The sequence below is a fragment of the Mycobacterium sp. P2_H7 genome (assembly GCF_056403275.1).
This window is the reverse complement of the sequence record NZ_JBFUFU010000010.1, coordinates 480,926-506,617: the sequence shown is the minus strand read 5'-3', so window position 1 is coordinate 506,617 and position 25,692 is coordinate 480,926. Positions and strand designations below refer to the sequence as shown.

The 25,692-nt window shown below is 66.8% G+C and carries 20 protein-coding genes and 1 tRNA gene; 13 read left to right on the top strand and 8 right to left on the bottom strand.

What is annotated here, in order from left to right; translation table 11 throughout:
• Positions 1–66 precede the first annotated feature (66 nt).
• Genes AC1DY7_RS17835 through AC1DY7_RS17825 form a run of 3 tightly spaced genes read left to right on the top strand, consistent with a single transcriptional unit; the run spans position 67 to position 3,041 of the window.
• Positions 67–1,401 carry a PepSY-associated TM helix domain-containing protein gene (locus AC1DY7_RS17835; RefSeq protein ID WP_477495012.1) on the top strand — a complete coding sequence of 445 codons (1,335 nt, stop codon included), beginning with the start codon at positions 67–69 and terminating at the stop codon, positions 1,399–1,401.
• The gene (locus AC1DY7_RS17830; RefSeq protein WP_477495011.1) at positions 1,391–1,870 is read left to right on the top strand and encodes a copper chaperone PCu(A)C; all 480 of its coding nucleotides are present in this window, start codon (positions 1,391–1,393) and stop codon (positions 1,868–1,870) included. The genes AC1DY7_RS17835 and AC1DY7_RS17830 overlap by 11 nt, the downstream gene beginning before the upstream one ends.
• On the top strand, positions 1,863–3,041 hold the full coding sequence (locus AC1DY7_RS17825) for a Dyp-type peroxidase (protein WP_477495010.1): 1,179 nt from the start codon (positions 1,863–1,865) through the stop codon (positions 3,039–3,041). Before AC1DY7_RS17830 ends, AC1DY7_RS17825 begins: the two co-directional genes overlap by 8 nt.
• Here AC1DY7_RS17825 and AC1DY7_RS17820 read toward each other — a convergent pair.
• Positions 3,018–3,962, bottom strand: a complete 945-nt coding sequence (locus tag AC1DY7_RS17820; RefSeq protein WP_477495009.1) for a nucleoside triphosphate pyrophosphohydrolase — start codon at positions 3,960–3,962, stop codon at positions 3,018–3,020. The two genes, AC1DY7_RS17825 and AC1DY7_RS17820, sit on opposite strands and share 24 nt — an antisense overlap.
• Positions 3,959–7,576, bottom strand: coding sequence for a transcription-repair coupling factor (mfd, locus tag AC1DY7_RS17815; RefSeq protein ID WP_477495008.1), 3,618 nt, complete (start codon positions 7,574–7,576; stop codon positions 3,959–3,961). Before mfd ends, AC1DY7_RS17820 begins: the two co-directional genes overlap by 4 nt.
• A 109-nt stretch (positions 7,577–7,685) precedes the next feature.
• Between mfd and AC1DY7_RS17810 the strand changes: the two genes are divergently transcribed.
• Entirely contained in the window at positions 7,686–8,792 is a 1,107-nt protein-coding gene (locus AC1DY7_RS17810) for a diaminopimelate decarboxylase (RefSeq protein ID WP_477495007.1), read from the top strand.
• Here the strand turns inward: AC1DY7_RS17810 and AC1DY7_RS17805 are convergent.
• Entirely contained in the window at positions 8,789–9,382 is a 594-nt protein-coding gene (locus AC1DY7_RS17805) for a TetR/AcrR family transcriptional regulator (RefSeq protein ID WP_477495069.1), read from the bottom strand. The two genes, AC1DY7_RS17810 and AC1DY7_RS17805, sit on opposite strands and share 4 nt — an antisense overlap.
• Positions 9,383–9,468: 86 nt before the next feature.
• Between AC1DY7_RS17805 and AC1DY7_RS17800 the strand changes: the two genes are divergently transcribed.
• The 8 genes from AC1DY7_RS17800 (at position 9,469) to pth (ending at position 15,373) form a co-directional block, all read left to right on the top strand.
• Positions 9,469–9,540 (top strand) — tRNA-Gln (locus AC1DY7_RS17800).
• A 98-nt stretch (positions 9,541–9,638) separates the two neighbouring features.
• Positions 9,639–11,045, top strand: a complete 1,407-nt coding sequence (gene glmU / locus AC1DY7_RS17795; RefSeq protein WP_477495068.1) for a bifunctional UDP-N-acetylglucosamine diphosphorylase/glucosamine-1-phosphate N-acetyltransferase GlmU — start codon at positions 9,639–9,641, stop codon at positions 11,043–11,045.
• A gap of 89 nt (positions 11,046–11,134) precedes the next feature.
• Positions 11,135–12,115 (top strand): ribose-phosphate diphosphokinase, encoded by a 981-nt coding sequence (locus AC1DY7_RS17790; RefSeq protein ID WP_477495006.1) that lies wholly within the window; start codon positions 11,135–11,137, stop codon positions 12,113–12,115.
• A gap of 1 nt (position 12,116) precedes the next feature.
• Positions 12,117–12,458 (top strand): arsenate reductase (glutaredoxin), encoded by a 342-nt coding sequence (gene arsC, locus AC1DY7_RS17785; RefSeq protein WP_477495005.1) that lies wholly within the window; start codon positions 12,117–12,119, stop codon positions 12,456–12,458.
• 17 nt (positions 12,459–12,475) lie between these two features.
• On the top strand, positions 12,476–13,129 hold the full coding sequence (locus AC1DY7_RS17780; RefSeq protein ID WP_477495004.1) for an LpqN/LpqT family lipoprotein: 654 nt from the start codon (positions 12,476–12,478) through the stop codon (positions 13,127–13,129).
• A 14-nt stretch (positions 13,130–13,143) separates the two neighbouring features.
• On the top strand, positions 13,144–14,007 hold the full coding sequence (locus tag AC1DY7_RS17775; RefSeq protein WP_477495003.1) for an oxidoreductase: 864 nt from the start codon (positions 13,144–13,146) through the stop codon (positions 14,005–14,007).
• A 137-nt stretch (positions 14,008–14,144) separates the two neighbouring features.
• Positions 14,145–14,795: a 50S ribosomal protein L25/general stress protein Ctc gene (locus AC1DY7_RS17770; RefSeq protein ID WP_477495002.1), complete on the top strand. Its 651-nt coding sequence runs from the start codon at positions 14,145–14,147 to the stop codon at positions 14,793–14,795.
• Positions 14,796–14,797: 2 nt separating this feature from the next.
• Positions 14,798–15,373, top strand: coding sequence for an aminoacyl-tRNA hydrolase (pth, locus tag AC1DY7_RS17765; RefSeq protein WP_477495001.1), 576 nt, complete (start codon positions 14,798–14,800; stop codon positions 15,371–15,373).
• A gap of 91 nt (positions 15,374–15,464) precedes the next feature.
• Here pth and AC1DY7_RS17760 read toward each other — a convergent pair whose 3' ends face one another.
• The 3 genes from AC1DY7_RS17760 to AC1DY7_RS17750 form a co-directional block, all read right to left on the bottom strand.
• Complete coding sequence (locus AC1DY7_RS17760; protein WP_477495000.1) at positions 15,465–21,434, bottom strand: Ig-like domain-containing protein; 5,970 nt, start codon at positions 21,432–21,434, stop codon at positions 15,465–15,467.
• Between the two features lie 186 nt (positions 21,435–21,620).
• The gene (locus AC1DY7_RS17755) at positions 21,621–22,430 is read right to left on the bottom strand and encodes an ABC transporter permease (RefSeq protein WP_477494999.1); all 810 of its coding nucleotides are present in this window, start codon (positions 22,428–22,430) and stop codon (positions 21,621–21,623) included.
• Positions 22,427–23,386: an ATP-binding cassette domain-containing protein gene (locus AC1DY7_RS17750; protein WP_477494998.1), complete on the bottom strand. Its 960-nt coding sequence runs from the start codon at positions 23,384–23,386 to the stop codon at positions 22,427–22,429. Before AC1DY7_RS17750 ends, AC1DY7_RS17755 begins: the two co-directional genes overlap by 4 nt.
• 127 nt (positions 23,387–23,513) lie before the next feature.
• Here AC1DY7_RS17750 and AC1DY7_RS17745 point away from each other — a divergent pair, with 127 nt between their 5' ends.
• The gene (locus AC1DY7_RS17745) at positions 23,514–23,999 is read left to right on the top strand and encodes a DUF6611 family protein (protein WP_477494997.1); all 486 of its coding nucleotides are present in this window, start codon (positions 23,514–23,516) and stop codon (positions 23,997–23,999) included.
• Here AC1DY7_RS17745 and AC1DY7_RS17740 read toward each other — a convergent pair.
• Together AC1DY7_RS17740 and AC1DY7_RS17735 are read right to left on the bottom strand one after the other, a co-directional pair.
• Positions 23,978–24,631: a DUF998 domain-containing protein gene (locus AC1DY7_RS17740; protein ID WP_477494996.1), complete on the bottom strand. Its 654-nt coding sequence runs from the start codon at positions 24,629–24,631 to the stop codon at positions 23,978–23,980. The genes AC1DY7_RS17745 and AC1DY7_RS17740 overlap by 22 nt on opposite strands.
• 16 nt (positions 24,632–24,647) lie before the next feature.
• The gene (locus tag AC1DY7_RS17735; protein ID WP_477494995.1) at positions 24,648–25,682 is read right to left on the bottom strand and encodes a 4Fe-4S binding protein; all 1,035 of its coding nucleotides are present in this window, start codon (positions 25,680–25,682) and stop codon (positions 24,648–24,650) included.
• Positions 25,683–25,692: the final 10 nt, after the last annotated feature.

Below are 25,692 nucleotides of genomic sequence, written 5' to 3'. Positions count from 1 at the left end.
CATGGGCTGCGGTCGTGCGCGTTGCGCGCATCCCGATTTTTCGCAGCGATTCAGAGAGCACGTCACATGACCCTTCCCGAGGAAATCTCCGCACCCGTCACCCCCACCGACCTACCGCCACCACCCCGGCGTAGCTGGCGCCCGCTGATCATGCGGTTGCACTTCTACGCCGGCATCCTGGTCGCCCCGTTCATCGTCGTCGCCGCCGTCACGGGCGGGCTGTACGCGATGGCACCCACCATCGAGCGACTGGTCTACGGCGACCTGCTCCACGTCGAGGCCTCCGGCCGGCCGGTATCGCTGAGCGACCAGGCCGCCGCGGCCGTGACCGCGCATCCCGGCCTGGCCATCACGGGGATGCGCCCGGCCGCTGAACCGGACGAATCCACCCGCGTCTACTTCGCCGATCCGGCACTCGACGAGGAATTCCGGCGTGCCGTCTTCGTCGACCCGTACACCGCCCGCGTGCTGGGCGACGAGCCGACCTGGCTGGGGTACCTGCCGGTGAGCACGTGGCTGGACGGCCTGCACCGCCATCTCCAGCTCGGCGAACCGGGCCGCATCTACAGCGAGACCGCGGCGTCCTGGCTGTGGGTGGTGGCGCTCGGCGGGTTGTGCCTGTGGTTGTTCCGGCGGGGCCGCATCTTCACGGTGGGCCGCCGGCTCAAGGGCCGCGCCCGCACGCTCAACTGGCACGGCGCCACCGGGGTGTGGCTGCTGACCGGGCTGCTGTTCCTGTCGGCCACCGGCATCACCTGGTCGACCTACGCGGGTGCGCATGTCAGCGATATCCGCACGGCCCTGAATTGGCAACGGCCGCAGATGGATACCGCGACCAGCGCGGCCGTCGCGATGGGTCCGGTCGACTACCAGGCCGTCGTCGACGCCGCGGCCGGGGCGGGCGTGGCACTGCCGGTGGAGGTGGCCCTCCCGACCGAGCCCGGCGCCGGTGTCAGCGTCACCGAACTGGACAAGCCGTACCGGCTGACCACCAATGCCGCCACCGTCGATCCCGCCACCAACACCGTGACCAGCACGCTGGACTACTGGCGCGACTACTCCGTGGTGGCGATGCTCGCCGACTGGGGCATCCGTGCGCACATGGGGTTCCTGTTCGGATTGCTCAACCAGCTGATCCTGCTCGGCATCGCGGTGGCGCTGGTGGGCGTCATCGTCGGCGGCTACCGGATGTGGTGGCAGCGCCGCCCGACCCGCGGGTCGGCATGGGCGACGGGCAGAGCGCCGCAGCGGGGTGGCGTGCGCAGGTTGCATCCGGCAACGGTCGGGGGCCTGGCGATCGCCGCGGTGGCGGTCGGCTGGTTCCTGCCGCTGTTCGGAATTCCGTTGACGGCCTTCCTGATCGCTGACCTGGCCATCGGGGCGGTGAAGCGTGCCAAGTAGGCGCGCGGCGCTCGTCGCGCTGGTGTTGCTTCTGACGGGCTGCACCAGCACGCACCAAGAGCAACCCATGGCAGCCGAGGTCACCGTCAGCGATCAGTGGGCCAGCGCGGCTGAATCCGGGATGGCAGCGGTCTTCGGCACTTTCGCCAATGCCGGCCACCACGAGGCCCGCATCGTGTCCGGTGCCTCGCCGATCGCGGGCCGGGTCGAGGTGCACGAGGTGACCGCGGATGCGACCGGCACCAAGACCATGCACCCGAAGGCCGGCGGCATCGTGGTACCGGCGGCAGGGACGCATGAACTGGCGCCCGGCGGTGATCATCTGATGCTGATGGACCTCAAGGCGCCGTTGTCGCCGGGTGCCGACGTCCCGGTGACTGTGACGTTCGAGGATGGCTCGACGCTCGACGTCACCGCACAGGTCCGCGATTTCGCCGGCGCCAATGAGGATTACTCATCGCATGGTTGACGTGAACCGGCGGCGCCTCCTCACCGGGGGTGCCGCCGCGCTCGCGGCCGGCGCCGCGCTCACCCGAAGTGGCGCTGCCCAGTCGGCCTCGGCTCCAACCGGTTTCGGCATCGAACCGTTCCATGGACTCCATCAGAGTGGGGTGACCACCACCCCGCAGGCGCATGCGCTGTTCGTCGGCCTCGACCTGAGACCCGGCGGCGGGCGTGAGCAACTCGCCGCCGTGCTCAGGCTGTGGAGCGCCGACGCCGCCCGCCTCACACAGGGGGTGCCGGCCCTGGCCGACACCGAACCCGAACTGGCCCTGCGGCCGGCGCGGCTCACCGTGACCGTCGGGCTCGGTCCCGCGGTGTTCGACAAGGCCGGGTTCACCGATCGGCAGCCCAACTCCGTGTACCCGATGCCAGCTTTCGGCACCGACCGACTCGAACCACGTTGGTGCGGTGGGGATCTGCTTCTACAGCTGTGCGCCGACGACCCGATGGCACTGGCGCATGCCGCGCGGGTGCTGCTGAAGAATGTCCGCAGCCTCGTGGTTCAGCGTTGGCGGCAGAACGGATTCCGTCATGCCGCAGGCGCCGAACGTTCCGGCACCACTATGCGCAACCTGATGGGCCAGGTCGACGGGACTGCGAACCTGCGGGAGCCGGCCGAGTTCGACCGGCACGTCTGGGACGACGGCGCCCAGCAGCCGTGGTTCGCCGGGGGCACCGTCCTGATATTGCGCCGGATCCGCGCCGACATGGACACCTGGGACGAACTGGACCGGGAGAGCAAGGAATTCGCCGTCGGCCGGCGGCTGGACAACGGTGCCCCGCTGACGGGGAAACGCGAGTCCGACGAACCGGACCTGACCGCTGCGCGCGGCGGTATCCCGGTGATCCCGCCCAACGCGCACATCGCCCTGGCCAGACACCGCGCCCCCGACGAGTTGATGCTGCGGCGGCCGTACAACTACGACGACCCGCCCGCGCCCGGGAGCACCACCGACAGCGGATTGCTCTTCGCGGTCTACCAACGCGACCCAGGACGCAGCTTCGTCCCGGTGCAGCGCAGACTTGCGGCCGCCGACGCGTTGAACCGCTGGGTCACCACGATCGGCACGGCGACGTTCGCGATCCTGCCCGGCGCGCAACCCGACGGCTATCTAGGCCAAACCCTCCTGGGCTGACGGCCAGTGGGCGCGCCACTCGTCCCCGGTGATGGCGGCGGGTGGCGCGTCGCCGATCGCGTCCCCGCGACGGTCGGCGAAGACGGTGTTCTCGACCGCTCGGATGGTGTCGATGAACTCTAGAACCGCTGTGCGCAGGTCATTTTCGACGTCGGTACCGGTGTCGATCCGCACCTCGAGCAGGGTGGGGGGCACCAGGTCGTCGGGCAGCCCCGCGGCGGCGGCCCGCTCCCGGATCTTCTGCGCCAGGGCCAGTGCGGGCTGGCCGGTGGGCACGTCGTCCATGCAGGAAAGGCGCGCCTTCGCGAGTTTCTCCGCCAACTTGCGCTCTTCCCACTGCGCCAACTGCTCTTCCAGCGACACCGATTCGCCGGCCAGCACCCCGAATGCGCGGTTGCCGAGCTTACGGACCAGCGCGTCGGCGACGTCGTCGATACCGAACGGATGCGTGGGCGCGTCCTCGGCGATGCGGGCGTGAAAGAGCACCTGCAGCAGGACATCTCCGAGCTCTTCGCGCAGCTCGACGGCGTCACCGCTGCGCACCGCGTCGAACAGTTCGTAGGTCTCTTCGAGCAGGTAACGACGCAGCGAGTCGTGCGTCTGCTCGCTCTCCCATGGCCCGTCGGTGCGCAGCTTGTCCATCATGGCGACGGCGTCGACCAGCCGCTCGCCGGATTGCGGTGCGGGAGCGGCGATCAGCCGCTCGCCGGCCGCCAGCCGGGCCTTGACCGAGGGGTGCTCGGGATCCGAGGACAGCAGTACCGGCGCGGGCTCCCCGTCATAAGCCGGGCGTGCCGACGGCAGCGACCACGGCACCTTGATGGGCATCTCCTCGGTGTACTGCACGTCGCCGGCCAACAGCTCGACGGCGTCCACCGGAACCAGGGCCGGGCGGCGCGGATCCACCAGAACGACCGTCATGACGCGCCACCTCCCACGGTCAGGTCCACATCGCCCGCGGGCCTGCCGTCCAGCGTGAGCAACAGCCCGGCCACCGCTCGCACCAGTTCCACATCGCGGATGCGCGGGGCACCGACGTTCGTGCCGGTGCGCGGAATCGGGATCTGCACAGCGGATGTCGTCGCCCGGTAGGCCGCGCCCGGATAAACGCGCTTGAGCCGCAGCTGCTGGGAATCCTGCAGGGTCACCGGCCCCACCCGCAGCGTCGAATCGGAGATGGTGGCGACTTCGGTGACACCGTATTCGCGGCACAGCAGCCGCAGCCGGGCCACCGCGACCAGTCGTTGCGCGGGTTCGGGCAGCGGACCGTACCGATCCACGAGTTCCTCGATGACCGCGTCCACGGCCGCACCGTCGGACGCGGCGGCCAGGCGCCGGTAGCCCTCCAGCCGCAGCCGGTCGCTGCCGATGTAGTCCGGCGGCAGGTGCGCGTCCACCGGCAGATCGATGCGCACATCCTTCGGTTCTTCCACGCCCACAACGGTTTTGCCGTCCACGGCGGCGCGGTAGGCCTCCACCGCTTCGCCGACCAGGCGAACGTACAGGTCGAATCCGACGCCGGCGACGTGCCCGGACTGTTCGGCGCCGAGCACGTTGCCCGCGCCGCGGATCTCCAGGTCCTTCATCGCCACGGCCATGCCGGCGCCCAGGTCGTTGTTCTGCGCGATGGTGGCCAGCCGGTCGTGTGCGGTCTCGGTGAGCGGAACCTCGGGCGGGTACAGGAAATACGCGTACCCGCGTTCGCGGCTCCGGCCGACCCGGCCGCGGAGCTGATGCAACTGGGACAGGCCGAACGTGTCGGCGCGTTCCACGATCAGGGTGTTGGCGTTCGAGATGTCCAGTCCCGTCTCGACGATGGTGGTGCAGACCAGGATGTCGTACTCGCGGTTCCAGAACCCTTCGACGGTCTTCTCCAGATTGTCCTCGTTCATCTGCCCGTGCGCGACGACGACGCGGGCCTCCGGCACCATCGCCTGCACGCGGGCGGCGGCCTGGTCGATCGACTTCACCCGGTTGTGGATGTAGAACGCCTGCCCGTCCCGCAACAGCTCGCGCCGCAGTGCGGCCGCCACCTGCTTGTCATCATGCGGGCCGACGTACGTCAGCACCGGGAAGCGCTCCTCGGGTGGCGTCAGGATGGTCGACATCTCCCGGATTCCGGCCAGGCTCATCTCCAGTGTGCGCGGAATCGGGGTGGCGCTCATGGTGAGCACGTCGACGTGGGTGCGCAGGCTCTTGATGTGTTCCTTGTGCTCGACACCGAAGCGCTGCTCCTCGTCGACGACCACCAGGCCGAGATCCTTCCAGCGCACGCCGGTCTGCAACAGCCGGTGGGTGCCGATCACGATGTCGACCGAGCCGTCGGCCATGCCCTCGATCACGGCCTTGGAGTCGGCGGGATCGGTGAAGCGGGACAACCCTTTCACGGTGACCGGGAAGCCGGCCGTCCGCGCGGTGAAGGTCTGGAGATGCTGATCGGCCAGCAGCGTGGTGGGCACCAGCACGGCGACCTGCTTGCCGTCCTGCACCGCCTTGAAGGCGGCGCGCACCGCGATCTCGGTCTTGCCGTACCCGACGTCACCGCAGATCACCCGGTCCATCGGGACCGGCTTCTCCATATCGGATTTGACCTCGGTGATGGCGGTCATCTGGTCGACGGTCTCGGTGAACCCGAACGCGTCCTCCATCTCGGCCTGCCACGGGGTGTCCGGCCCGAAGGCGTGCCCCGGCGCCGCCTGGCGCTTGGCGTACAGCGAGACCAGTTCGCCGGCGATCTCGCGAACCGCCCTGCGCGCCTTGGTTTTCGTGTTCGTCCAGTCACTGCCGCCGAGCCGGCTCAGGGTGGGCGCCTGGCCGCCGACGTACCGGGACAGCTGATCCAGCGAGTCCATCGGCACGTACAGCCGGTCCGACCCGCCGCCACGCTTGGCCGACGCGTACTCCAGCACCAGGTACTCCCGGCGGGCGCCGCCGACCACGCGTTCGGTCATCTCGACGAACTTGCCGATGCCGTGCTGGTCGTGCACCACCAGGTCACCCGCCGTGAGCGCCAACGGGTCGACGACGTTACGCCGTTTGGCCGCAAGCCTTTTGCCCTCGACTGCGGCGACCCGGTTGCCGGTCAGGTCGGTCTCGGTGATGATCACCAGGTTCGCACCGGGCAGCACCAGCCCGTCGTGCAGCGGCCCTTTGAGCACGCCGACCACGCCGGCCTTCGGCGTCGCCCCGGACTCCAGAAGTGTTGCCGGGATATCAGATTCGCCGAGTTGCTCAACGACGCGGTGCGCGGTGCCGGTGCCCGGTGTCACGATGACGCCGAAGCCACCGGTGGCGGCGTGGGCGCGCAGCATGGCGAAGATCTCTTCCAGCGACTGCTGGGAACGTGCCGACGGCGCGGGCCGCAAGTCCAGTTCGGTGGCACCTTCGGCGGTGAGCTGGCTCAGCGTCCACCACGGGTGGCCGCCGGCGGCCGCGGTGGCACGCACCTCGTCGAGACCGCGGAAGCCGGAGCCGCCGAGATCCTCCACGTCGATCGGGGCGTCGCCCCCCATCGCGGCGACCGACCAGGACGCCTCCAGGAATTCGCGGCCGGTCTTGATCAGATCGGCGGCGCGGGACCGCACCTTCTCCGGGTCGCACACCAGCACCGGCGTGCCGGCCGGCAGGTGCTCGGTGAGCAGCACCAGATCGTCGGGGCGCAGCACCGGCGCCAGGGCTTCCATCCCGTCGACGGCGATGCCCTCGGCCAGCTTGGCCAGCATGTCCCCGACGGTGCCGGCGATGGTGTTGTCGGTGGAAGGACGGGCGCCCGCGAGCTGGCCTGCCCGCTCGCGCACCTCCGGCGTCAGCAGCAGCTCGCGGCAGGGCACGGCGATCAGGTGGTCGATGGCGATCTCGGCGATCGAGCGCTGGTCGGCGACGGCGAACATCCGCATCTCGCTGACCTCGTCGCCCCAGAACTCCACGCGCACAGGGTGTTCGGCGGTAGGGGCGAACACGTCGAGGATGCCGCCGCGGACGGCGAACTCACCACGCTTGGCGACCATGTCGACGCGGGTGTAGGCCAGCTCGACCAGCCGGGCGATGGTGGCGTCGAAATCGGTCTCGGCGCCGACGGTCAGGGTGACCGGCTCCACGTCGGCCAGCTCGGGTGCCATCGGCTGCAGCAGGGAACGGGTGGTGGTGACGACCACCCGTAGCGGCGGGCCGAGCCGGTCGTCGTCGGGATGTGACAACCGGCGCAGCAGCCGCATCCGCGCGCCGACGGTCTCGACACCGGGTGAGAGCCGTTCGTGCGGCAGCGTCTCCCAGGACGGGAACAGCGCGGCGGCGTCGCCGAAGACGGCGCGCAGTTCGGCGGTCAGGTCATCGGCTTCCCGGCCGGTGGCGGTGACGACGAGCAGCGGTCCGGCCTGCGCGGCCGCGGCGGCGACGAAGGGACGCGCGCTGGCGGGTCCGACGAGGTTCAGCGTGTCCGGGCGCTCCGTGACGGCGCGCAGGCCGGGATCGGTGAATGCCAGCTCGATGAGGCCCGCCAGCGGGGTCTCGACAGAATGGTGCCCCGGTGCGGTCATGATGGCGCCCAGTCTAGTGGCGGCGCTGCGGTGTCAAGAATTGGTGCGCCGGTGTCAATAGTGCGTCAAGATCGTGGCGCCTGGCCGTGACCCCGCGCACCGTGGGGTCATGACTCTTCTCGATGCGGTGCACTCGCTGCGCCGGGCAGCCCTCCAACGGGTCGACTCTGCGGTGTGGCCGGTGACCGCCCAGGTCGATGCCGAGGGCCGGCTGTGCGTGGGCGGGGTGGCGCTGACCGAGGTCGCCGACCAGTTCGGCGCGCCGGTTCTGGTGCTCGACGAGGCCGAGTTCCGTTACCGGGTGCGCCGCCACCGGGTGGCTCTGCCGGAACGCCGGACCGTGTACGCCGCACACGCCCTGCTGACCAGGGAGGTGGCCCGCTGGGTGGCCGACGAAGGCGTCGGGCTGGCGGTGCGCAGCCCGGCCGAGCTCGCCGCCGGACTGGCCGGCGGTGTCGATCCGGGCCGCATCGTCGCGCACGGCTGCGCCCGCACCACCACCGATCTGCGGGCCACCGCCGGGGTGGGCCGGATGGTCGTGGGGTGCGGCACCGAGATCGCGCTGCTGGCCTCGCAGCTGCACCGCCCGCAGCAGGTGCTGATCGAGTCGGCCGACCTTGCCGGCCGGGTGTGCCACCAGCCGATGCTGCGGACGGCCGGGCTGCGCTGCGGTGCCGATCAGATCAAGCAGGCCCTGTCGGACATGGCCGACATCCGCGACCGCCACGGTGTCACGCTGTCCGAGATCCACATCGGCGAGGTGGGCGCCGAGCTGACCGACTTCGACGAGGCCATCGACGACGCCCTCGACGAGGGCTGTGCGGCGCAACGTTTCCCGCGTCCCATCGTCGTCGTCGAATCGGGGCACGCCATTGCGGCCAGGGCGTTGGTGAGTTGCGCGCGCGTGGTGGCGGTCGCCGGGAGCACGGTGACGGTCGACGGCACCGGGTCCGGTGCGGCCGTCGTGGCCAACCGGCATCCGCTCGGATCGGTACGGCCGGTCACCGTGCTCGGCCGGGCCGGTGAGGTGATCTGCGCGCAGGCGACCCTGCCGACCGATCTGCATCCGGGCGACCTGCTGGCCATCTCGGGCACCGCCGACCGCGGTGACGCATTGGTCGCGCGGCCGCCGATCGTGGTGGTGCGCGACGGACGGGCACATCTGTCGGTGCGCCGGGAGACCACCGAGGACCTGCTGTCCCGCGATCTCGGTTAGTCGGCTTCCAGTACGGGATCGGCCTCCAGATGGGTCAGCCCATTCCACATCAGGTTGACCAGGTGCGCGGCCACCACTTCCTTGCTGGGCTGGCGCACATCGAGCCACCACTGTGCGGCCATGGACACCGAGCCCACCAGCGCCTGCGCGTAGAGCGGCGCAAGGTCCGGATCCAGGCCGCGCCGGGAGAAATCGCCCGCCAGGATCGAGGCCACCTGGCTGACGGCGTCGTTGAGCAGCGTCGAGTAGGTGCCCGAGGTGATGGCGGCCGGCGAGTCGCGGATCAGGATCCGGAAACCGTCGGTGCGTTCCTCGACGTAGGTGAGCAGCGCCAGCGCCACCCGCTCCAGCCGCACCCGGGACCGGTTGTTGGTCAGCGAGGACGTGATGCCGTCGAGCAGGGCCGACATCTCGCGGTCGACGACGACGGCGTAGAGCCCTTCCTTACCGCCGAAATGCTCGTACACCACGGGTTTGGAGACGTTCGCACGCTGCGCGATCTCCTCGATCGAGGTGCCGTCGTATCCACGGTCGGCGAACAGCGACTTGGCGATCTCGATGAGCTGCTGGCGGCGCTCGGAGCCGGTCATCCGCGCACGAGGGGTGCGGGCTTCCTTCTCTGGTGCTGCCACGTTTTGAAGAGTAGTGGGTTGCACTAGAGTCTCGGGTTGATCGGTCCGTCGTGGTGTAATCGGCAGCACCTCTGATTTTGGTTCAGATAGTTCAGGTTCGAGTCCTGGCGACGGAGCAATCTCATTCCGCGAGCGACCTCGAACTGATGTGTTGAGGAGAGTCGTGTCGACCGACATCGCTGTAGTCGTCCTCGCCGCCGGGGCAGGCACCCGGATGCGATCGAACACCCCGAAGGTGCTGCATCCGCTGGGCGGGCGCAGCATGCTTGCGCACGCCCTGCTGGCCGTCACCCCGCTGCAACCCAGCCACGTCGTGGTGGTCGTCGGCCACGGCCGGGACCTGGTGGGTGCGGAGGTGACCCGGGTCGCCGAGCGGGCCGGCGGCCGGATCGTCACCGTGGTGCAGGAGGAGCAGCTGGGCACCGGCCATGCGGTCGGCGTCGGCTTGTCGGGCCTGCCCGACGACTTCACCGGCACCGTCGTGGTCACCTCCGGCGATGTGCCACTGCTGGATGCCGAGACGCTGGCCGCGCTGGTGAGCACCCACGACAACGGCGGGGCCACCATCCTCACCACGACGCTGCCCGACCCGACCGGCTACGGCCGCATCATCCGCGACGAGGCGGGCGCCGTGCTCGCGATCGTCGAACAGGCCGACGCCGATGCCACGCAGCGTGCCATCGGCGAGGTCAACTCCGGGGTGTATGCCTTCGACGCGGCAGCGCTGCGGTCCGCGCTGGGCCGGCTGCGCGCCGACAACGCCCAACGCGAGCTCTACCTGACCGATGCCATCGGCCTGGTCCGCGGGGACGGTCTGCCGGTGCGTGCCCAGCACGTCGCCGACACCACCCTGGTCGCCGGGGTGAACGACCGGGTGCAGCTCTCGGCGCTGGCGGCCGAACTCAACCGCCGCATCATCGAGCGGCATCAGCGCAACGGGGTCACCGTCGCCGATCCGCGCACCACCTGGATCGATGCCGACGTCGAGATCGGCCCCGACACCGTCATCGCGCCCGGCACCCAACTGCTGGGGGCCACCGCGATCGGCTCCGACTGCACCATCGGACCGGACACCACGCTGACATCGATGGAGGTGGGCGACGGCGCCTCGGTCATCCGCACACACGGCGAGCTGTCGGTGATCGGGGCGGGCGCGACCGTCGGGCCGTTCACCTATCTGCGGCCGGGCACCGAACTGGGCGCCCACGGCAAGCTCGGCGCGTTCGTGGAGACGAAGAACGCGGTCATCGGCACCGGCACCAAGGTGCCGCACCTGACGTATGTCGGTGACGCCGACATCGGCGAGCACAGCAATATCGGGGCGTCCAGCGTGTTCGTGAACTACGACGGCGAGACCAAGCGCCGCACCACCGTCGGCTCTCACGTCCGGACCGGCTCGGACACGATGTTCGTGGCGCCCGTCACCGTCGGGGACGGCGCCTACACCGGCGCCGGGACGGTGCTGCGGGAGGACGTGCCACCCGGAGCGCTGGCCATATCCGCTGGTCCGCAGCGCAATATCGAGGGTTGGGTGGTGCGCAAGCGACCGGACTCGAAGGCGGCTTCCGCGGCGCGAGCCGCGAATCAAGCTGCAGCGGCCCGCCCGCCAGAAGACGCCTGACGTTCGGATTCTGGTAACCCGGCAACGACTGCCCCGTCGGGCTACGTACGATTGGCGCGTATTCGACCCCGACCGGCGAAGGCACAACTGTGAGCCACGACTGGACCGACAATCCCAAGAACCTGATGCTCTTCTCGGGCCGGGCTCATCCCGAGCTCGCCGAGCAGGTAGCCAAGGAGCTCGACGTACCCGTCACCGCGCAGACGGCGCGGGACTTCGCCAACGGCGAGATCTTCGTCCGCTTCGACGAGTCGGTGCGCGGTTGCGACGCCTTCGTCCTGCAGAGCCACCCGGCGCCGCTGAACCAATGGCTGATGGAACAGCTCATCATGATCGACGCGCTCAAGCGCGGTAGCGCCAAGCGCATCACCGCGATCCTGCCGTTCTATCCGTACGCCCGGCAGGACAAGAAGCACCGCGGCCGCGAGCCCATCTCCGCGCGCCTGGTCGCCGACCTGTACAAGACCGCAGGCGCCGACCGCATCGTCACGGTGGATCTGCACACCGATCAGATCCAGGGATTCTTCGACGGCCCGGTGGACCACATGCGCGGGCAGTCGCTGCTGTGCGGCTACATCGCCGACAAGTACCGCGATGCCGACAAGGTCGTCGTCTCCCCCGACTCGGGCCGCGTGCGCGTCGCCGAGAAGTGGGCCGATTCCCTCGGTGGTGTCCCGCTGGCCTTCATCCACAAGACCCGCGACCCGCTGGTGCCCAACCAGGTGAAGTCCAACCGCGTCGTCGGTGACGTGAGGGGCAAGGTCTGCATCCTGACCGACGACATGATCGACACCGGTGGCACGATCGCCGGCGCGGTCCGGCTGCTGCTCGAGGACGGCGCCACCGATGTCATCGTGGCCGCGACCCACGGCGTGCTGTCCGACCCGGCCGCCCAGCGGCTGGCCGACTCCGGTGCGCGTGAGGTCATCGTCACCAACACCCTGCCGATCACCGAGGACAAGCAGTTCCCGCAGCTGACCGTGCTCTCCATTGCCCCACTGCTGGCCAGCACCATCCGCGCGGTCTTCGAAAACGGTTCGGTGACAGGACTTTTCGACGGGTCCGCGTAACGTGGGTGCGCGCATCTTCCACAACCCGAAGTGCTCGACCTCCCGTAAGACGCTGGATCTGCTGCGCGAGAACGGGATCGAGCCCGAGATCGTGCTGTACCTGAAGACGCCGCCGACCCGGGCCGAGCTGGCCACGCTGATCGCCGATGCCGGCATCGGTGTCCGCGACGCGGTGCGCAAGCGCGAATCGCTCTATGGCGAGCTGGGTCTGGCCGACGCTTCCGACGATGAACTGCTCGATGCGCTGGCCGAACACCCGATCCTGATCGAGCGGCCCCTGGTGGTCACCGACAAGGGCACCCGGCTGGCAAGGCCGATCGATCGGGTCCGCGAAATCCTGTGAGAATCGCGGCTTGGGTTGTGGCGCTGGCTTTCTTGTTGGCCGGCTGCGGGGACGACACCCCGGATTACCAGTCCATCTGGACCACCACCACGACGACCACGACCAGCGCGGCACCCGGCGCGGCCGCCAAGCCGGTGCCGCTCTCGGCCTATCTGGAAAGCGTCGGTGTCACCGGCGACCCGATCGCGCCGGAGAAGATCACCGATCTGACCGTGGATCTGCCGCGGCCGGCCGGCTGGCAGGCCTACAGCAATGTCAACCTCTCACCGGGGACCCGGGTGATCGCCAAGGGCGACACCTATCCGACGGCCATGCTGATGGTGTTCAAGCTGACCGGGAACTTCGACATTGCCGAGACCCTCAAGCATGCCGACGCCGATGCGCAGCTGTCGCAGAACTTCACCAAACTCAACGGCTCGGCCGACAACTTCCGCGGTTTCCCGTCGTCGATGATCGAGGGCACCTATGACCTCAACGGGCGCCGGATGCAGAGCTACAACCGCATTATCATCGCGACCGGTACGCCGCCGAAGCCTGCTCCCGGCCAGCAGCCCGCCCTGGGCCAGCGCTATCTGATCCAGCTGACCATCACCAGCTACGCCGACGAGGCGCAGAAGCAGGGCAAGGACATCGAGGGCATCATCTCCGGGTTCAAGGTCGCAGCGAAGTAAGTAGTGTTCCCAGCATGAGCTGGACAGCCGCAGACCTGCCCTCGTTCGCCGGGCGCCGCGTCATCGTCACCGGAGCCAACAGCGGCCTCGGTCTGGTCACCGCCCGTGAACTGGCTCGCGTCGGTGCGTCGGTCACGCTGGCCGTGCGCAACGTGGACAAGGGCAATGCCGCCGCCGCGCAGATGACCGGCGACGTCACCGTCGCCGCACTGGATCTGCAGAGCCTGGCCTCGATCCGGGACTTCGCCTCCGGTGTCGGCGCGGTGGACGTGCTGGTGAACAACGCCGGCATCATGGCGGTGCCGTTCGCGCAGACGGCCGACGGGTTCGAGAGCCAGATCGGCACCAACCACCTCGGGCACTTCGCGCTGACCAATCTGCTGCTGCCCAAGATCACCGATCGGGTGGTGACGGTGGCCTCACTGATGCACCTGATCGGCTGGATCAACCTCAAGGATCTGAACTGGAAGTCCCGGCCGTACCTGGCCTGGCCGGCCTACGGCCAGTCCAAGCTGGCCAACCTGCTGTTCACCAGCGCATTGCAGCGCCGGCTCACCGCGGCCGGCTCCCCGGTCCGGGCGATCGCCGCGCACCCCGGTTACTCGGCCACCAACCTGCAGGGGCAGACCGGCAACGCCGTCGGCACCAAGGTGTGGCTGGCCGCCAACAAGGTCGCCACCGATGCCGACTTCGGCGCCAGGCAGACCTTGTTCGCCGCATCCCAGGACGTGCCCGGCGACAGCTTCATCGGCCCCAAGTTCGGCATGCGGGGCGCGACCGGCCCCGGCCCGCGCAGCCCGCTGGCCCGCTCGGAGCGCACCGCCGAAGGGCTGTGGCAGCTGTCCGCGCAGCTCACGGGCACCGAATTTCAGATCTGAGGCCGGTATCGGCTACCCTTGCTGACGTCACGGCGAGGGTGGATTCTCCTGTAAATGCAGAAGGCCTACCGTTATCGACGGGAACCCATTCAGTTGGACCCTGGCCGTGTGTGAACCGGTTACAGGAGGAACAACACATGGCCAAGAACTCGGCCCCCAACAAGCTCACCGCCGCGGTGCGTCCCCGCACCGGCAAGGGCGCCTCGCGCCAGGCCCGTCGCGACGGCAACGTGCCCACCGTGCTGTACGGCCACGGTGAAGACCCGCAGCACCTGGAGCTCAACGCGCGCGACTTCGCCGCCGTGCTGCGTCATTCGGGCACCAACGCGATCCTGACCCTGGACATCGCCGGCAAGGAGCAGCTGGCGCTGACCAAGTCCATCGTCATCCACCCGATCAAGCGCAACATCGTGCACGCCGACCTGCTGGTCGTGCGCCGTGGCGAGAAGGTCACCGTCGACGTGAACGTCGTCGTCGAGGGTGACGCCGTGCCCGGCACCTTGGTCACCCAGGACGCCAACACCATCCAGGTCGAGGCCGAGGCCCTGTCGATCCCCGAGCAGTTGACCGTGTCGGTCGAGGGCCTCGAAGCGGGCACCCAGATCACCGCCGGCCAGATCGAGCTGCCCGAGGGCACCAGCCTCATCGTCGACCCCGACACCCTGGTGGTCAACGTGGTGGCTGCGCCGACGTCCGAGGAACTGGACGCCGAAGGTGCCGGCGAGACCGCCGCTACGGAGGAGGCTGCCACCGAGGAGCCCGCCGCCGAAGCCGAAGCCGCCGAATAGTTTTGACTGAGCCGCTACTGGTGGTTGGGCTCGGTAACCCCGGGCCCAACTACGCCAAGACCCGGCACAATCTCGGCTTCATGGTGGCCGACATCCTGGCCGATCGGATCGGCTCGGGTTTCAAACTGCACAAGAAGTCCGGGGCTGACGTCGCCACGGGCCGGTTGGGAGACCGGTCCGTGGTGCTGGCCAAACCCCGGGTGTACATGAACGAGTCCGGCCGTCAGGTCGGGCCGTTGGCCAAGTTCTACTCGGTGCTGCCCGGCGACGTCGTGGTGTTGCACGACGAACTGGACATCGACTTCGGCCGGATCAGGCTGAAGCTCGGCGGCGGCGAAGGCGGCCACAACGGGCTGCGTTCGGTCGCATCCGCCTTGGGCACCAAGGATTTTCAGCGGGTGCGCATCGGCGTCGGCCGTCCGCCCGGCCGCAAAGATCCGGCAGCGTTCGTGCTGGAGGCCTTCAATTCCGTTGAGCGGCCCGAGGTTCCATTGCTCTGCGAGAACGCCGCCGACGCGACCGAGTTGCTGTTGAAGCTCGGCGTGGAGGCCGCGCAGAACACCGTGCACGCCTGGTAGCTCTGGCCCTTTCCTTGTATCCGCGAGCGTGCGTGTTTGCACAGCGACGCACCGTGATGTCTGGTGTTTTGCGCACGCTCGCGGAGGTTAGTCAGAAGGCGGTCGCGTTCAGAATCGTCAAGTTACCGTTGATATCAGTGGCCATCACATAGGCACCGTTCGCGCTGACCGCCACCTGTTGAAAATCACTGGCATTGTTGTTGATTCCCAACGGAATGTTTGCCGTGTAGTACTCGTGGGTGCGGGCATCAACTACATAGAGCTTGTTATGCGTAACAACGAAGCCACGTGACCCGGTAGTGGTCGTAGCCACTGAGTGCGGATAGTCATTGGACAGGTCTTCGGTGAGGTACACAGACCATACAGAAGGAGTCACGGTGGCCAAGTCGATGATCGCTACAAACTTCGAATTGTGGTCGGTGACGTAACCGCGCGTGCCATCGGCACTCAAGGCTATGAATCCGTCGGTATACGAATAGTCAGTATACGAATTGTAGGAGCCCGGCACTCTTGTCGACGTGGGGTTCACTCCCGCAGCGGATTTGATGACGTACACGGACCCGCCGGCACCGTATACCAACGCCCGGCTGCCGTCGGCGCTCACCGCAACCTCGCGAAGCCCACTGCCGACTGCAATGGACTGAACCGTTGGTGTGCCACCGGTGTACGTGATCAGGGACACCGTTCCGTCCAATGCGTTTGTGACATAGGCGCGTGTTCCATCTGCACTAACTGCTACCTTGGTTGGCTGACCGCCCAACGTGACGGTACGCACAGCCGGTGTGGCCGTGCCGCCCGCGTACGAGTAGTCGATTATCGAGACCGTGCCACTTCCCGAGTTCGCTACGTAGGCGCGGGTCCCATTGGCGCTCAGCGCCACTCCAGTCGGAGAAACCCCGACGGCGACCGTGGTCACGGTCGGCTGCGCGCCTACGCCGAACAGTTTCTGGACGATAGAAACTGTCCCAGCGCTCGTATTTGTGACGAAGGCTCGCGACCCGTCGTTGCTGACGGCGATGGCCGTGGGATTGCTACCGACATTCGCGGTGTCGACTGTGGGACTGCCTGAAACCGGATTGGTTTCCACGATCTTCACGGTGTTGCCAACGAGCACGAACACCCTATTTCCACTGGCACTGGCAGCGAGATCCTTTGGCTCACAGGAATTGCTGCACAACTTGACCGTGTCGTAAGCTCCTAGCCCGTAGTTAGTCGCGCGGATGCCCACATGGTCGAACGCATCCTGAATCGCCTCGATCTGCGGTTGGGTGAATCCTTGTGCCTTCGCTGAACTGATGACCGCTGATCGCGCATCGACGAAGGTTGCGTTGTTGTTCAGTCGGAAGAGCGAGCCGTAGAAGACTTTTGCCCACTGCTCATCTGTGACGGTGGATGTCCGGCCCCACCCGCGGAGTGATGCACCATCCTCCGGGTCCATGATCATCCGGTAGGCGGCGTGACTGAAAATCGTGCTGTTGATGTGCTCGCCGAAGTCGTCGCGGGTCCCAAGGTATCGCGTGTCAAAGTCGTGGGAGTAATCGATTCCCGACCTACCCCACTCGAACGAGGATGGATCCTTCATGCTCCGCATCGCGATGCGGCCACCAACTGCGTCGGAATCTTCAGCGATGAGCCACCGATCAGCACTGCCCCTGGGCTTGCCTTCGATCAGGCTGCCGATGATGTCCCCGTAGGCTTCGCCGAGCGCGCCGGATTCAGCCTCCGCCCACACCTGTCCACCGGCGCCGACCACGTATTGAATTACTGCGTGGGTGAACTCGTGCCCCACAACATCTTCAGCGTATTGGTGGCCGCCGCCGGCAAATACGAACTCCTTGGCGACGCTGCTCCACCACGCGTCGTCATCCTCATCAAATTCGACGTTCAGGACGATAGGCGCTCCGCGCCCATCGAACGAGTCACGATTGAATACGCGCAGATAGTAGTCATAGACCAATGCCATGTTTGTGTGCGCTGCTACGGCATCTTTCGCCCAAGCCGAGCCCTTTCGTACCAGCTCTGCATCGTAGCCACCCCAGCGTGCACCAAGGAAGTTCCACTGATAGACAATGCGATTCGTGGTGATGTCACGCCTCATATCGACCAGAACCGTTCCCCCGGAACGAGAATCAGCGAAGAACTTGTACCCGTGCGCTGACTGTGAGACCGAGGCTGCGTCAAACGGAAAGACTTCCGCCAAGACATTGCCAGCGTTGGAACTGTTGGCATAGATATAGTAGGTCGCGACTCCTGCAACCAAGGGCGCAGAATCGGCGCCGACTGGCGGCAACTCTGTCGAAATCTGAACTCGCCAAGCAAGACTCGGCGGTACATCGCTCTTCAAATTGAAGATAACCAGGTCGGAGTCAAATGTGAGTGTGGCAAGAAAGTCCGACACAGCAGCAGGATCTGCTGACAGCGGCAATCCGTTCGCGAGGGCCGCCCTCGCCTTTAATTCAGCTTCCGCACGCTGGTCGACTGCTGCGCTGGGAGTCGTATTGACAGACTCCAACTGCGGGTCGTACCCGCTGAACACTCCAGTGACATTGCCTGCTGCATCGGTCGCGAGTATCACGCTACTACCGAGTACGGGAATCCCGTTGACCGTCTGGTTTGCGCGATAAAATTTCTCAGCACCATTGGCCTGCACCGTGATATTGGAAACTTGGACAAATTCCGACTGTGCGTTCAGATGCATTGCAATAGCATTCAGGACTGCTGCTGCACCCGCTGCGTCTGTAACTGTGGCGGATGTAAATCGCCCGTCAATCGCGCGTATGCCGCCGAAGTCATTCTGTGCGATCTCGACGTCGCCCGCCGCGACCAGATCTTTCAGCTCCGCAGTTGTAAGCGTCCCGTCCTGGTCCGGATGAACCCCGACTACCGGTGCGATCACGTCCACATAAGAGGCATCGACACCGTCGGAAACCTCAACGGCGAACTTGATGGCATCGTCGCCGTCAGTGAACCAAGCGTGGTAGCGCGCCTGATTGCTCGGAGTAAAGACGAACGCACCCGTCGTCTGATTCAGAGTAAGTGTCCCGTCGGCGGCTGCAATCGACTTATCTATCGAGTACCGCAACGCATTTCCGTCTGAGTCGGTTACCTTGACCTGCCCCGACACCACCCCGGTGGCCGTGTTGACGGTGTTCTCAGAAGTGGGCTTTCCGGCAATCGGCAGATGGTTGCCAGCAGTTACCGGCTTGATGTCGACCACGACCTTCAGGGTTTTCTTGCCCCCATGGCCATCGAGAACGGTCACTACGAAACTGTCCGTTTTCGTGGCAACACTCGCCCTTGCAACACTCGCAGCAGTGCGGGCCGCGGTCGTCGGGGTATAGATAAAGGTCCCGTCCGCGTTGAGAACAACAACCCCCTTTTTGGTCGCCGACGGACCGGTGACGGTCAACAAGTCACCGTCCGCATCCACGGCGGTGATGGCACCAGTGGTGCGGCCCGTCGTCTGCTTGACGACGATGCTCGAGATAGCGGCTTGATCCGGAGCCACATTCTTCGGGCTGATCTTTACCGTCACCGGTACGTCATAGGTACCGCCATGACCGTCACTGATCGTCACCGTAAAGGTTTCGGTCTTATCCGCGTCCGTCGCACCGACGGCCGACGCTGCATGCCGGGCGGCATCGGTCGGGGCAAAGACGAACCGACCTTTGCCATCGATCGTCACGTCACCTTTGGCCGGATCCGTGGCGGTGTAGGTCAGCCCGTCCTTGTCCTTATCGGATCCGGTCACCGTTCCCTTGACCACGCCGGTCGATGAACTCGGCTTGCCTGCTTTGGCTTTCCCGGTCGGATCAATGTTGAGCGGCGCAATGTCGACCTTCACACCCTGGGTCAGAACGCCGCGGCGGCCATCGGAGATGGTGACTACGAAGGTCTCCGACGTCGCCCCCGGCGCACCGGTGGCAGCCGCATGCCGTGCGGCTGCTGTCGGGGTGTAGGTGAACGAGCCGTCGGTGTTGAATACGATCGACCCCTTAGTCGGGGCAGCCGAGAACGTGAGCGAATCGCCGTTCGAGTCGGCAACGGTCAGATGCCCCGTGACGACTCCGCCGGTACCGGGCGCATTGACCACGGGCGCATGAGCGACCGGAAAGTCATTGTGCGGCACCAGTGAAATGATCTGCAGCTGGTCGTCGTCACCGACGTAGTACAGCTCCATGCCGTCCGGCGACAGCACGGCACCAGGATAGAAGCCAGTAGTGGTGGCCGTGACAGGTGTCGCAGTCAAGAGCGCTGCGGTCAGGGTGTCAAACGCGAGCACCCTGTTGTTGACCGTGTCCACGGCCAGCAACACCGAGCCGTCCCCACCGATCGTCAGACCCCCGACGGCTTCCGGATAGGTATCAACGGTGCCCACCACTTTGTAGGTCTTGGTGTCGATGGCGAAGATCGTGCCTTCAGTGACCTCGTTGAGATAGGCACGGGTTCCGTCCGGACTCATCTCGACGTCGGTGAGGTAGTCGCCGGTGGCAATAACCTTGGCGCTGCTCGACGACGACGAGAACACGTACAGCGCTGATGCCGCAACATTGGGGTCGTCCGTCGGCACGTCGGCGATTACGTAGATCTTCTTGCCGTCCGGCGCGACTTCGATGTCATAGAAGGTGGGAAGGGCACCGGGAAGCTTGACCGTACCGGTGACCTTGCCGCTGGACGTGCTGACCTTAGCGACCGACGCGACCTGATTTCCGTTCTTGTCGTACGTCATCGTGGTGACGTACAGCGTCTTGCCATTCGGACTGACAGCCACGCCGATCGGGTAGCGCTCTTTGAGCACAATGGTGGACGACACAGCGTTGGTTGCCGTGTCGATGACTGCGATGTGATCGGTGTAATCGACACTCACGTACAGCTTCTTGCCGTCGGGGGCGACGACCGCCGAGATCGGCTCACCTTCGAGTTCGATGGTGCCCAGCACTGTCCGGTGGATGGTGTCGACGACGGTGATCGTCTTGTCGTCGTAATTCGTCAGGTAGGCCCGAGTATCCGTGGCCACCACGCCGGTCACGTTCTTACCGGTGGCCAAGACTCCCGCGTCGGTGATCGGTGTCGGCGCGATGGTTACATGAAGATTGGCAATCTGGTTGTTGACCTTGACCCCATCGGAGACCGTCACCCCGAACTCGACGAACCCGGCGCCACCCAAACCGGCAAGGAGACGCTGCGCAGCGGTTGGGGTGTAGGTAAATGCTCCGGTCTTCTTGTCGAGCAACAACTTTCCCTGCTCGGGAGCGGCGACGAGGGCGTACGAGAGCTTCTTTCCCTCGGGATCAGTCGCGACGACCTTGCCTGTCACCGTCCCGGTTGTCGGGTCGGCTGTCGTATAGGTGGGTGCGCCGATCGTCGGTGGCGCGTTCACCGCCGCGGCCGCCTGCGCAGTGCTCAGTGGGGTTCCGCTGTCTTCCGGCTGGGCCCCGGTCAGCAACGTCTCGACCTCACGCCGTACTGCCGCCAGCGCGACCCAGGACGCCGGCGATTGCACCGGAGCGGCGGGTCCACCTGAACTGTTGAACGGATCGGCGACGGCCGCGATTACTGCGACCGCCAGATCCTTCTTCTCCTTAGGCGCGACCGGCGTGGTAACCGGTTCGCTGGCCGCCGGCGCGGACACCGACACTGTCGGGGCATCAGACGTCGCGACAGTGGCGCGTGGCGCCGGGTCCACCTTGCGTTGAGGCTTCTTCTCGACCTTCGCGGTGGTGGCCGCTGATGGCTCGGCCGATGCGGACGCCTTCGGTGACTTCTTGTTCGGCTTGGGTAGATGGGAACGCTTAGGGGCGACAGCGCTCTCCGCACTGTCGGAGGAGCCTTCTGACGCCGCTTCCGGCTTGGGATCCGCTGGCGGTGCCGCGGAACCCGACGGCGGGGAACTTGCGTCAGAACTCGCACCGGATGGGCTGTCGTTGCTCGATGACGGCGCACTGGACGAGGACTCCGAGTCAGGTGTACCCGCCCACGCCGGCACTGCACCGATCGCAGATCCGATCCCCAGCGCTACCGCCAGAGCACCGACGCGCCCGACATGCTTCGCATAACCCATGACATCCCCTGTCTGAGGACACGTTTCACCCCGCGCTGGACCTCGGGGTCAGCGCGTCTGTTCGCGGGATGTCACGGTCTGATGGCGGTTCAACAGCAAGTTCGCAGTGAAACTATCAGGGAATCCTCAGTCTGTTTGCTGAAAATTGACTTCGACAACAAATTCGTCCGAACGGCCTACAAGTGCTCAGTCCGACGTCCGCCGCGCATACGCCCGCAGCGCGAACGGCGCGAGCACGGCCGTCATCGCCAGCGACCACAGGACCGTGGCCAGCACGGGATGATGCAGCGGCAGCTGCGCATCCGGCGGTGCGGCCGGGCCGTTGCCCCACAACTCCCGCATGGCCTGCGCCAGCGAGGACACCGGATTCCATTCGGCGGCCACCCGCAGCCAGCGCGGCATCGGTTCGGTGGGCGCAAAGGTATTGGCCAGGAACGTGATCGGGAACAGCACGGTGAACATCACCCCGTTGACAGCCTCCACCGACCGCATCAGCGAGCCGACCAGGATGCCGAACCAGATCATCCCGAACCCGAACACCAGGATCAGCGCGAACGCCAGCACCGCCTCGCCGACGCTGCCGCGGATCCGCCAGCCGATGCACAACCCGGTGATCGCCATGACCACGATGCCGATGGACGAGTGGATCAGGCTGGCGATGCTGCGGCCGATCAGCACCGAGGACCGCCGGATGGGCAGCGAGCGGAACCGGTCGATCACCCCCTTCTCGGCGTCCGCGGTGATGCCCGATGCGACGACGAACGCGGTGAACACGATGGTCTGCGCCTGGATGCCCGGCAGCAGGAACTCCCGGTAGGACGCCCCGCCCCGCGTCGCGATGGAGGCGCCGAACACGAACGCGAACAGCAGCACGAACATGATCGGCTGCACCGTCACGTCGCTGAGCATCTCGGGCATCCTTTTGGTGTGGATCATGTTGCGCTTCACCATGATCCAGGACTGTTGGGCGATGTTGGTGGGCTTGATCTCCGTCACACCTCCACCTCCTCGACGTTCTCGGCGCGGTGCCCGGTGAGCGACAGGAACACGTCGTCCAGGCTGGGCCGGGACAACCCGATGTCGTCGACCTTGATGCCACTGTCCTGCAGCCAATTCGCCACCCGGGTGAGGTCGGCGATGCCGTCGGCCGCCGCGGTGAGCTGCCGGGCCCCGATGTCGACGTGCACCTCGGTGCCCGTCCGGGCCACCAGTTCCCTGGCCGCGGGCAGGTCGGCCGCGTGCGACACGGTGACCACCAGGCTGGCGTTGCCGGCCCGATCCTTGAGTTGCAGCGGGGTGCCTTCGGCGATGATCCGGCCGTGATCGATGACGACGATGTTGTCGGCCAGTTGGTCGGCCTCCTCCAGGTACTGCGTGGTGAGCAGCAGCGTGGTGCCGCCGGCGACGAGTTCCCGCAGCACCTCCCACAGGTCGCTGCGGCTGCGCGGGTCCAGCCCGGTGGTCGGCTCGTCCAGGAACAGCACGGGCGGCGCGGCGATCAGGCTGACCGCCAGATCGAGCCGGCGACGCATGCCGCCGGAATACGAGCGCACGGGCCGGTCGCCGGCGGCCACCAGATCGAACTGCTCGAGGAGCCGGTCGCCGAGAGCCTTGAGGTCCTTGCGGCCGATTCCGTACAGCCCGCCGATCATCCGGATGTTCTCCCGGCCGGTGAGCAGCTCATCGACGGTGGCGGCCTGCCCGGTGAGGCCCATGTTGCGGCGGACCAGGTCGGGTTGGGTGCGCACGTCGAAGCCTGCGACCCGCGCGGTTCCGCTGGTGGGTTCCGACAGCGTGGTCATCATCCGCACCGTGGTGGTCTTGCCCGCGCCGTTGGGGCCCAGTAGCCCGAGCACCGCTCCTTGAGGTACCGAGAAGCTCACCCCGTCGACCGCTGGATTGTCCCCGAAATGTTTGACGAGATCGATCGCCTCGATGGCCGGTGCGGTCATTGCTCAACCGTAGCGAGAGATCACGACAACCGGCCAATGCTTTAACGACGTCAAGATCGCCGGGCGCCCCGTAAAGATTCCGTTCACGACGCCGCCGCGGCCGGTGGCCGGGCGTAGACCGGAAACCATGAGCACCACCACCACGCGACTCACCCGCCTGCTCGACGGCGACCGGACCTGGGGATCACTGGCCATCTCGGTGACCCGGCACGGGGTCACCCGCTACCGGCTGGTGGTGTTCCCACCCGGCCTGACACCCGAGCAGCGCCGCCTGCTGCGGGTGTGGCGGGCGTGGCCGACATGGGGTCTTGCGCTGTGGCTGGTCCTCGAAGTGGCCCTGCTGCCGTCCGCGGGACCCGTTGGTGCGCTGACGATATCGACGTTTGCCACACTGGCGGCGGGCGCCGTCTCCATGGTGCTGGTCGACCAGTTCCGCCGCGAGGTCCGCACCCTCACGGTGGTGCGAATAGGCGGGATCAACGACCGCGAGACCGCCGACCTGTTCACCGCACTGAAAGGGCACGCGACCGCCTTGGCCGTCGCCGACCGCGACCTCACCGGAGCGGACCACGAGGCCGCCGTGTGGCGGGTCTATGAAGACATGGCAGCCTGAGGGGCACCGCGGATGAGCCATACCCCCAACGCGATCACCGCGGCCACCTCGAACCCCGCGATCCCCCGCTCCACCAAGCCGAGCGGGATGATCCGCCACCACGAGGCACCGGTCACCATGCCCACCGCGATGGCGCCGAACAGCACGCTGAGCCACCCGATGGAACCCCACGCCAGCCAGCGCGCGGCCCGCGCCCAGCGCTCCTGTCCGCGCGCGATCACCAGCACCGCCACCGGCAGCGCCACAAAGGCGAGCAGCGTCGCGACCCGGTGCACGGCGCCGCTGGCGCTGGGCCCCACCGCCCAGTTGTGTTTGGGGAACGCGACCACACCGAGCAGTCCGATCACCCACAGCACCAACAGCACCGAGCCCACCGACAGCGGCGGTATCCGCCCGGCATGGATCAAGCCCGCGAGCAGCAGCGCCGACCCGACCGCCAGGGCGAGTACCGCCGTGACGAAAAGCCAACCGCCGGTGGTGAACACGTATTCGGAGATGGTGGCCCGGCGCAGCGTCCGGCCGCGCAGCGGTTCGCCACCGAGGACGGCGTCCAGTGCCAGCACGGTCAGCAGAGACAGCGCCGCACCGAAGACCGCGATCCAGCCGAACACCACATGCAGACGCCGGTTCATCGAACCAGCCTACTGATCACCGCCCGCGGATCCCGCTGTCCACGACCTTCACCGTCTTGTGCGGGTAACGCTTCTCGGCATGGGCCTTGGCCGCCGAGTTCGGCAGGACGTAGAGCGTTTCCTTTTTCTCCTGCAGTGGTTTGAGCACCAGATCCATGAAGCCCTTGCGGTTGTCGAGGTAGGGCTCGATGACGTCCTCACCCGCCGGGCAGACCGCCAGGCAGTAGGCCGCCTTGTAATTGGCCTTGAACGACAGGCTCTGCCACATCGAGGCGTTCTCCGAATCGCTGACCCGGGAGCGGAAGTCCTCGGCGTCGGCGCTGTCGGCGATGGTCTGCGCCCAGTCGGTGAACCCGCCCATGAATTCCCGGTAGTTGTGCACCGAGCAGGCCACGAAGTCGAACTCGCCGTCCTTGCCGATGGCCCCCACCGGGCAGGCCGCGACGCACAGCTTGCATTCCAGGCACGGCGAATAGTCCAGCGGTGCACCGTATTCGGAGATCGGCGCGCCCACCAGCAGGGTGGCCAGGATGATGAAGTTGCCGAACTTGGGATGAATGACGTTGCGGTGGATACCCATCACGCCCAGGCCCGCCGCCACGGCCACCGGCTTGTGCGCTATCACCCAGATGCGGCCGGGGAACTTGTCCATCTCCATGGGGAAGGTCGCCGACGGGTTGATCACCCGATAACCGGTGTCCTCCAGGGCGCGGGTGACGCGGTGCGCGGCCTCGTTGATGATCTCCCCGCTGCGGTGGAACTCCTGATTGGCCACGCTGCGCTCCGAGGACCGCACGTTGTCGCGGTTCATCTTCACGACCAGCGAGATGTAACTGCGCACCCCGGGCAGTGCGGTCTCGGCGTGTTCGCGTTCGGATGCCAACGCCGGATCGTCGAACGAGGCGAACGCGACGTCGTCGGCCCCGGCATCCAGGCAGAGCCGGCGCAGCCAGTCTGCGTCGATCACGGGTGGCACCGGTGGCGCCGTGCGGGCGCGCACCGCCCGCACGGTCGGATGGTCGGCGAGGCGCGAGGGCAGGCGATCCGTCATCATCTGAGTA

Excerpts from the sequence above, each read along its gene's own strand:
- AC1DY7_RS17745 (WP_477494997.1), top strand. The coding sequence starts at position 23,514 with ATGAGCACCACCACCACGCGACTCACCCGCCTGCTCGACGGCGACCGG.
- AC1DY7_RS17835 (WP_477495012.1), top strand. The coding sequence starts at position 67 with ATGACCCTTCCCGAGGAAATCTCCGCACCCGTCACCCCCACCGACCTA.
- AC1DY7_RS17825 (WP_477495010.1), top strand. The coding sequence starts at position 1,863 with ATGGTTGACGTGAACCGGCGGCGCCTCCTCACCGGGGGTGCCGCCGCG.
- AC1DY7_RS17805 (WP_477495069.1), bottom strand. The coding sequence starts at position 9,382 with ATGACCGGCTCCGAGCGCCGCCAGCAGCTCATCGAGATCGCCAAGTCG.
- AC1DY7_RS17750 (WP_477494998.1), bottom strand. The coding sequence starts at position 23,386 with ATGACCGCACCGGCCATCGAGGCGATCGATCTCGTCAAACATTTCGGG.
- AC1DY7_RS17740 (WP_477494996.1), bottom strand. The coding sequence starts at position 24,631 with ATGAACCGGCGTCTGCATGTGGTGTTCGGCTGGATCGCGGTCTTCGGT.
- AC1DY7_RS17760 (WP_477495000.1), bottom strand. The coding sequence starts at position 21,434 with ATGGGTTATGCGAAGCATGTCGGGCGCGTCGGTGCTCTGGCGGTAGCG.
- AC1DY7_RS17810 (WP_477495007.1), top strand. The coding sequence starts at position 7,686 with ATGACTCTTCTCGATGCGGTGCACTCGCTGCGCCGGGCAGCCCTCCAA.
- AC1DY7_RS17775 (WP_477495003.1), top strand. The coding sequence starts at position 13,144 with ATGAGCTGGACAGCCGCAGACCTGCCCTCGTTCGCCGGGCGCCGCGTC.
- AC1DY7_RS17770 (WP_477495002.1), top strand. The coding sequence starts at position 14,145 with ATGGCCAAGAACTCGGCCCCCAACAAGCTCACCGCCGCGGTGCGTCCC.
- glmU (WP_477495068.1), top strand. The coding sequence starts at position 9,639 with ATGCGATCGAACACCCCGAAGGTGCTGCATCCGCTGGGCGGGCGCAGC.
- mfd (WP_477495008.1), bottom strand. The coding sequence starts at position 7,576 with ATGACCGCACCGGGGCACCATTCTGTCGAGACCCCGCTGGCGGGCCTC.
- AC1DY7_RS17820 (WP_477495009.1), bottom strand. The coding sequence starts at position 3,962 with ATGACGGTCGTTCTGGTGGATCCGCGCCGCCCGGCCCTGGTTCCGGTG.
- AC1DY7_RS17735 (WP_477494995.1), bottom strand. The coding sequence starts at position 25,682 with ATGACGGATCGCCTGCCCTCGCGCCTCGCCGACCATCCGACCGTGCGG.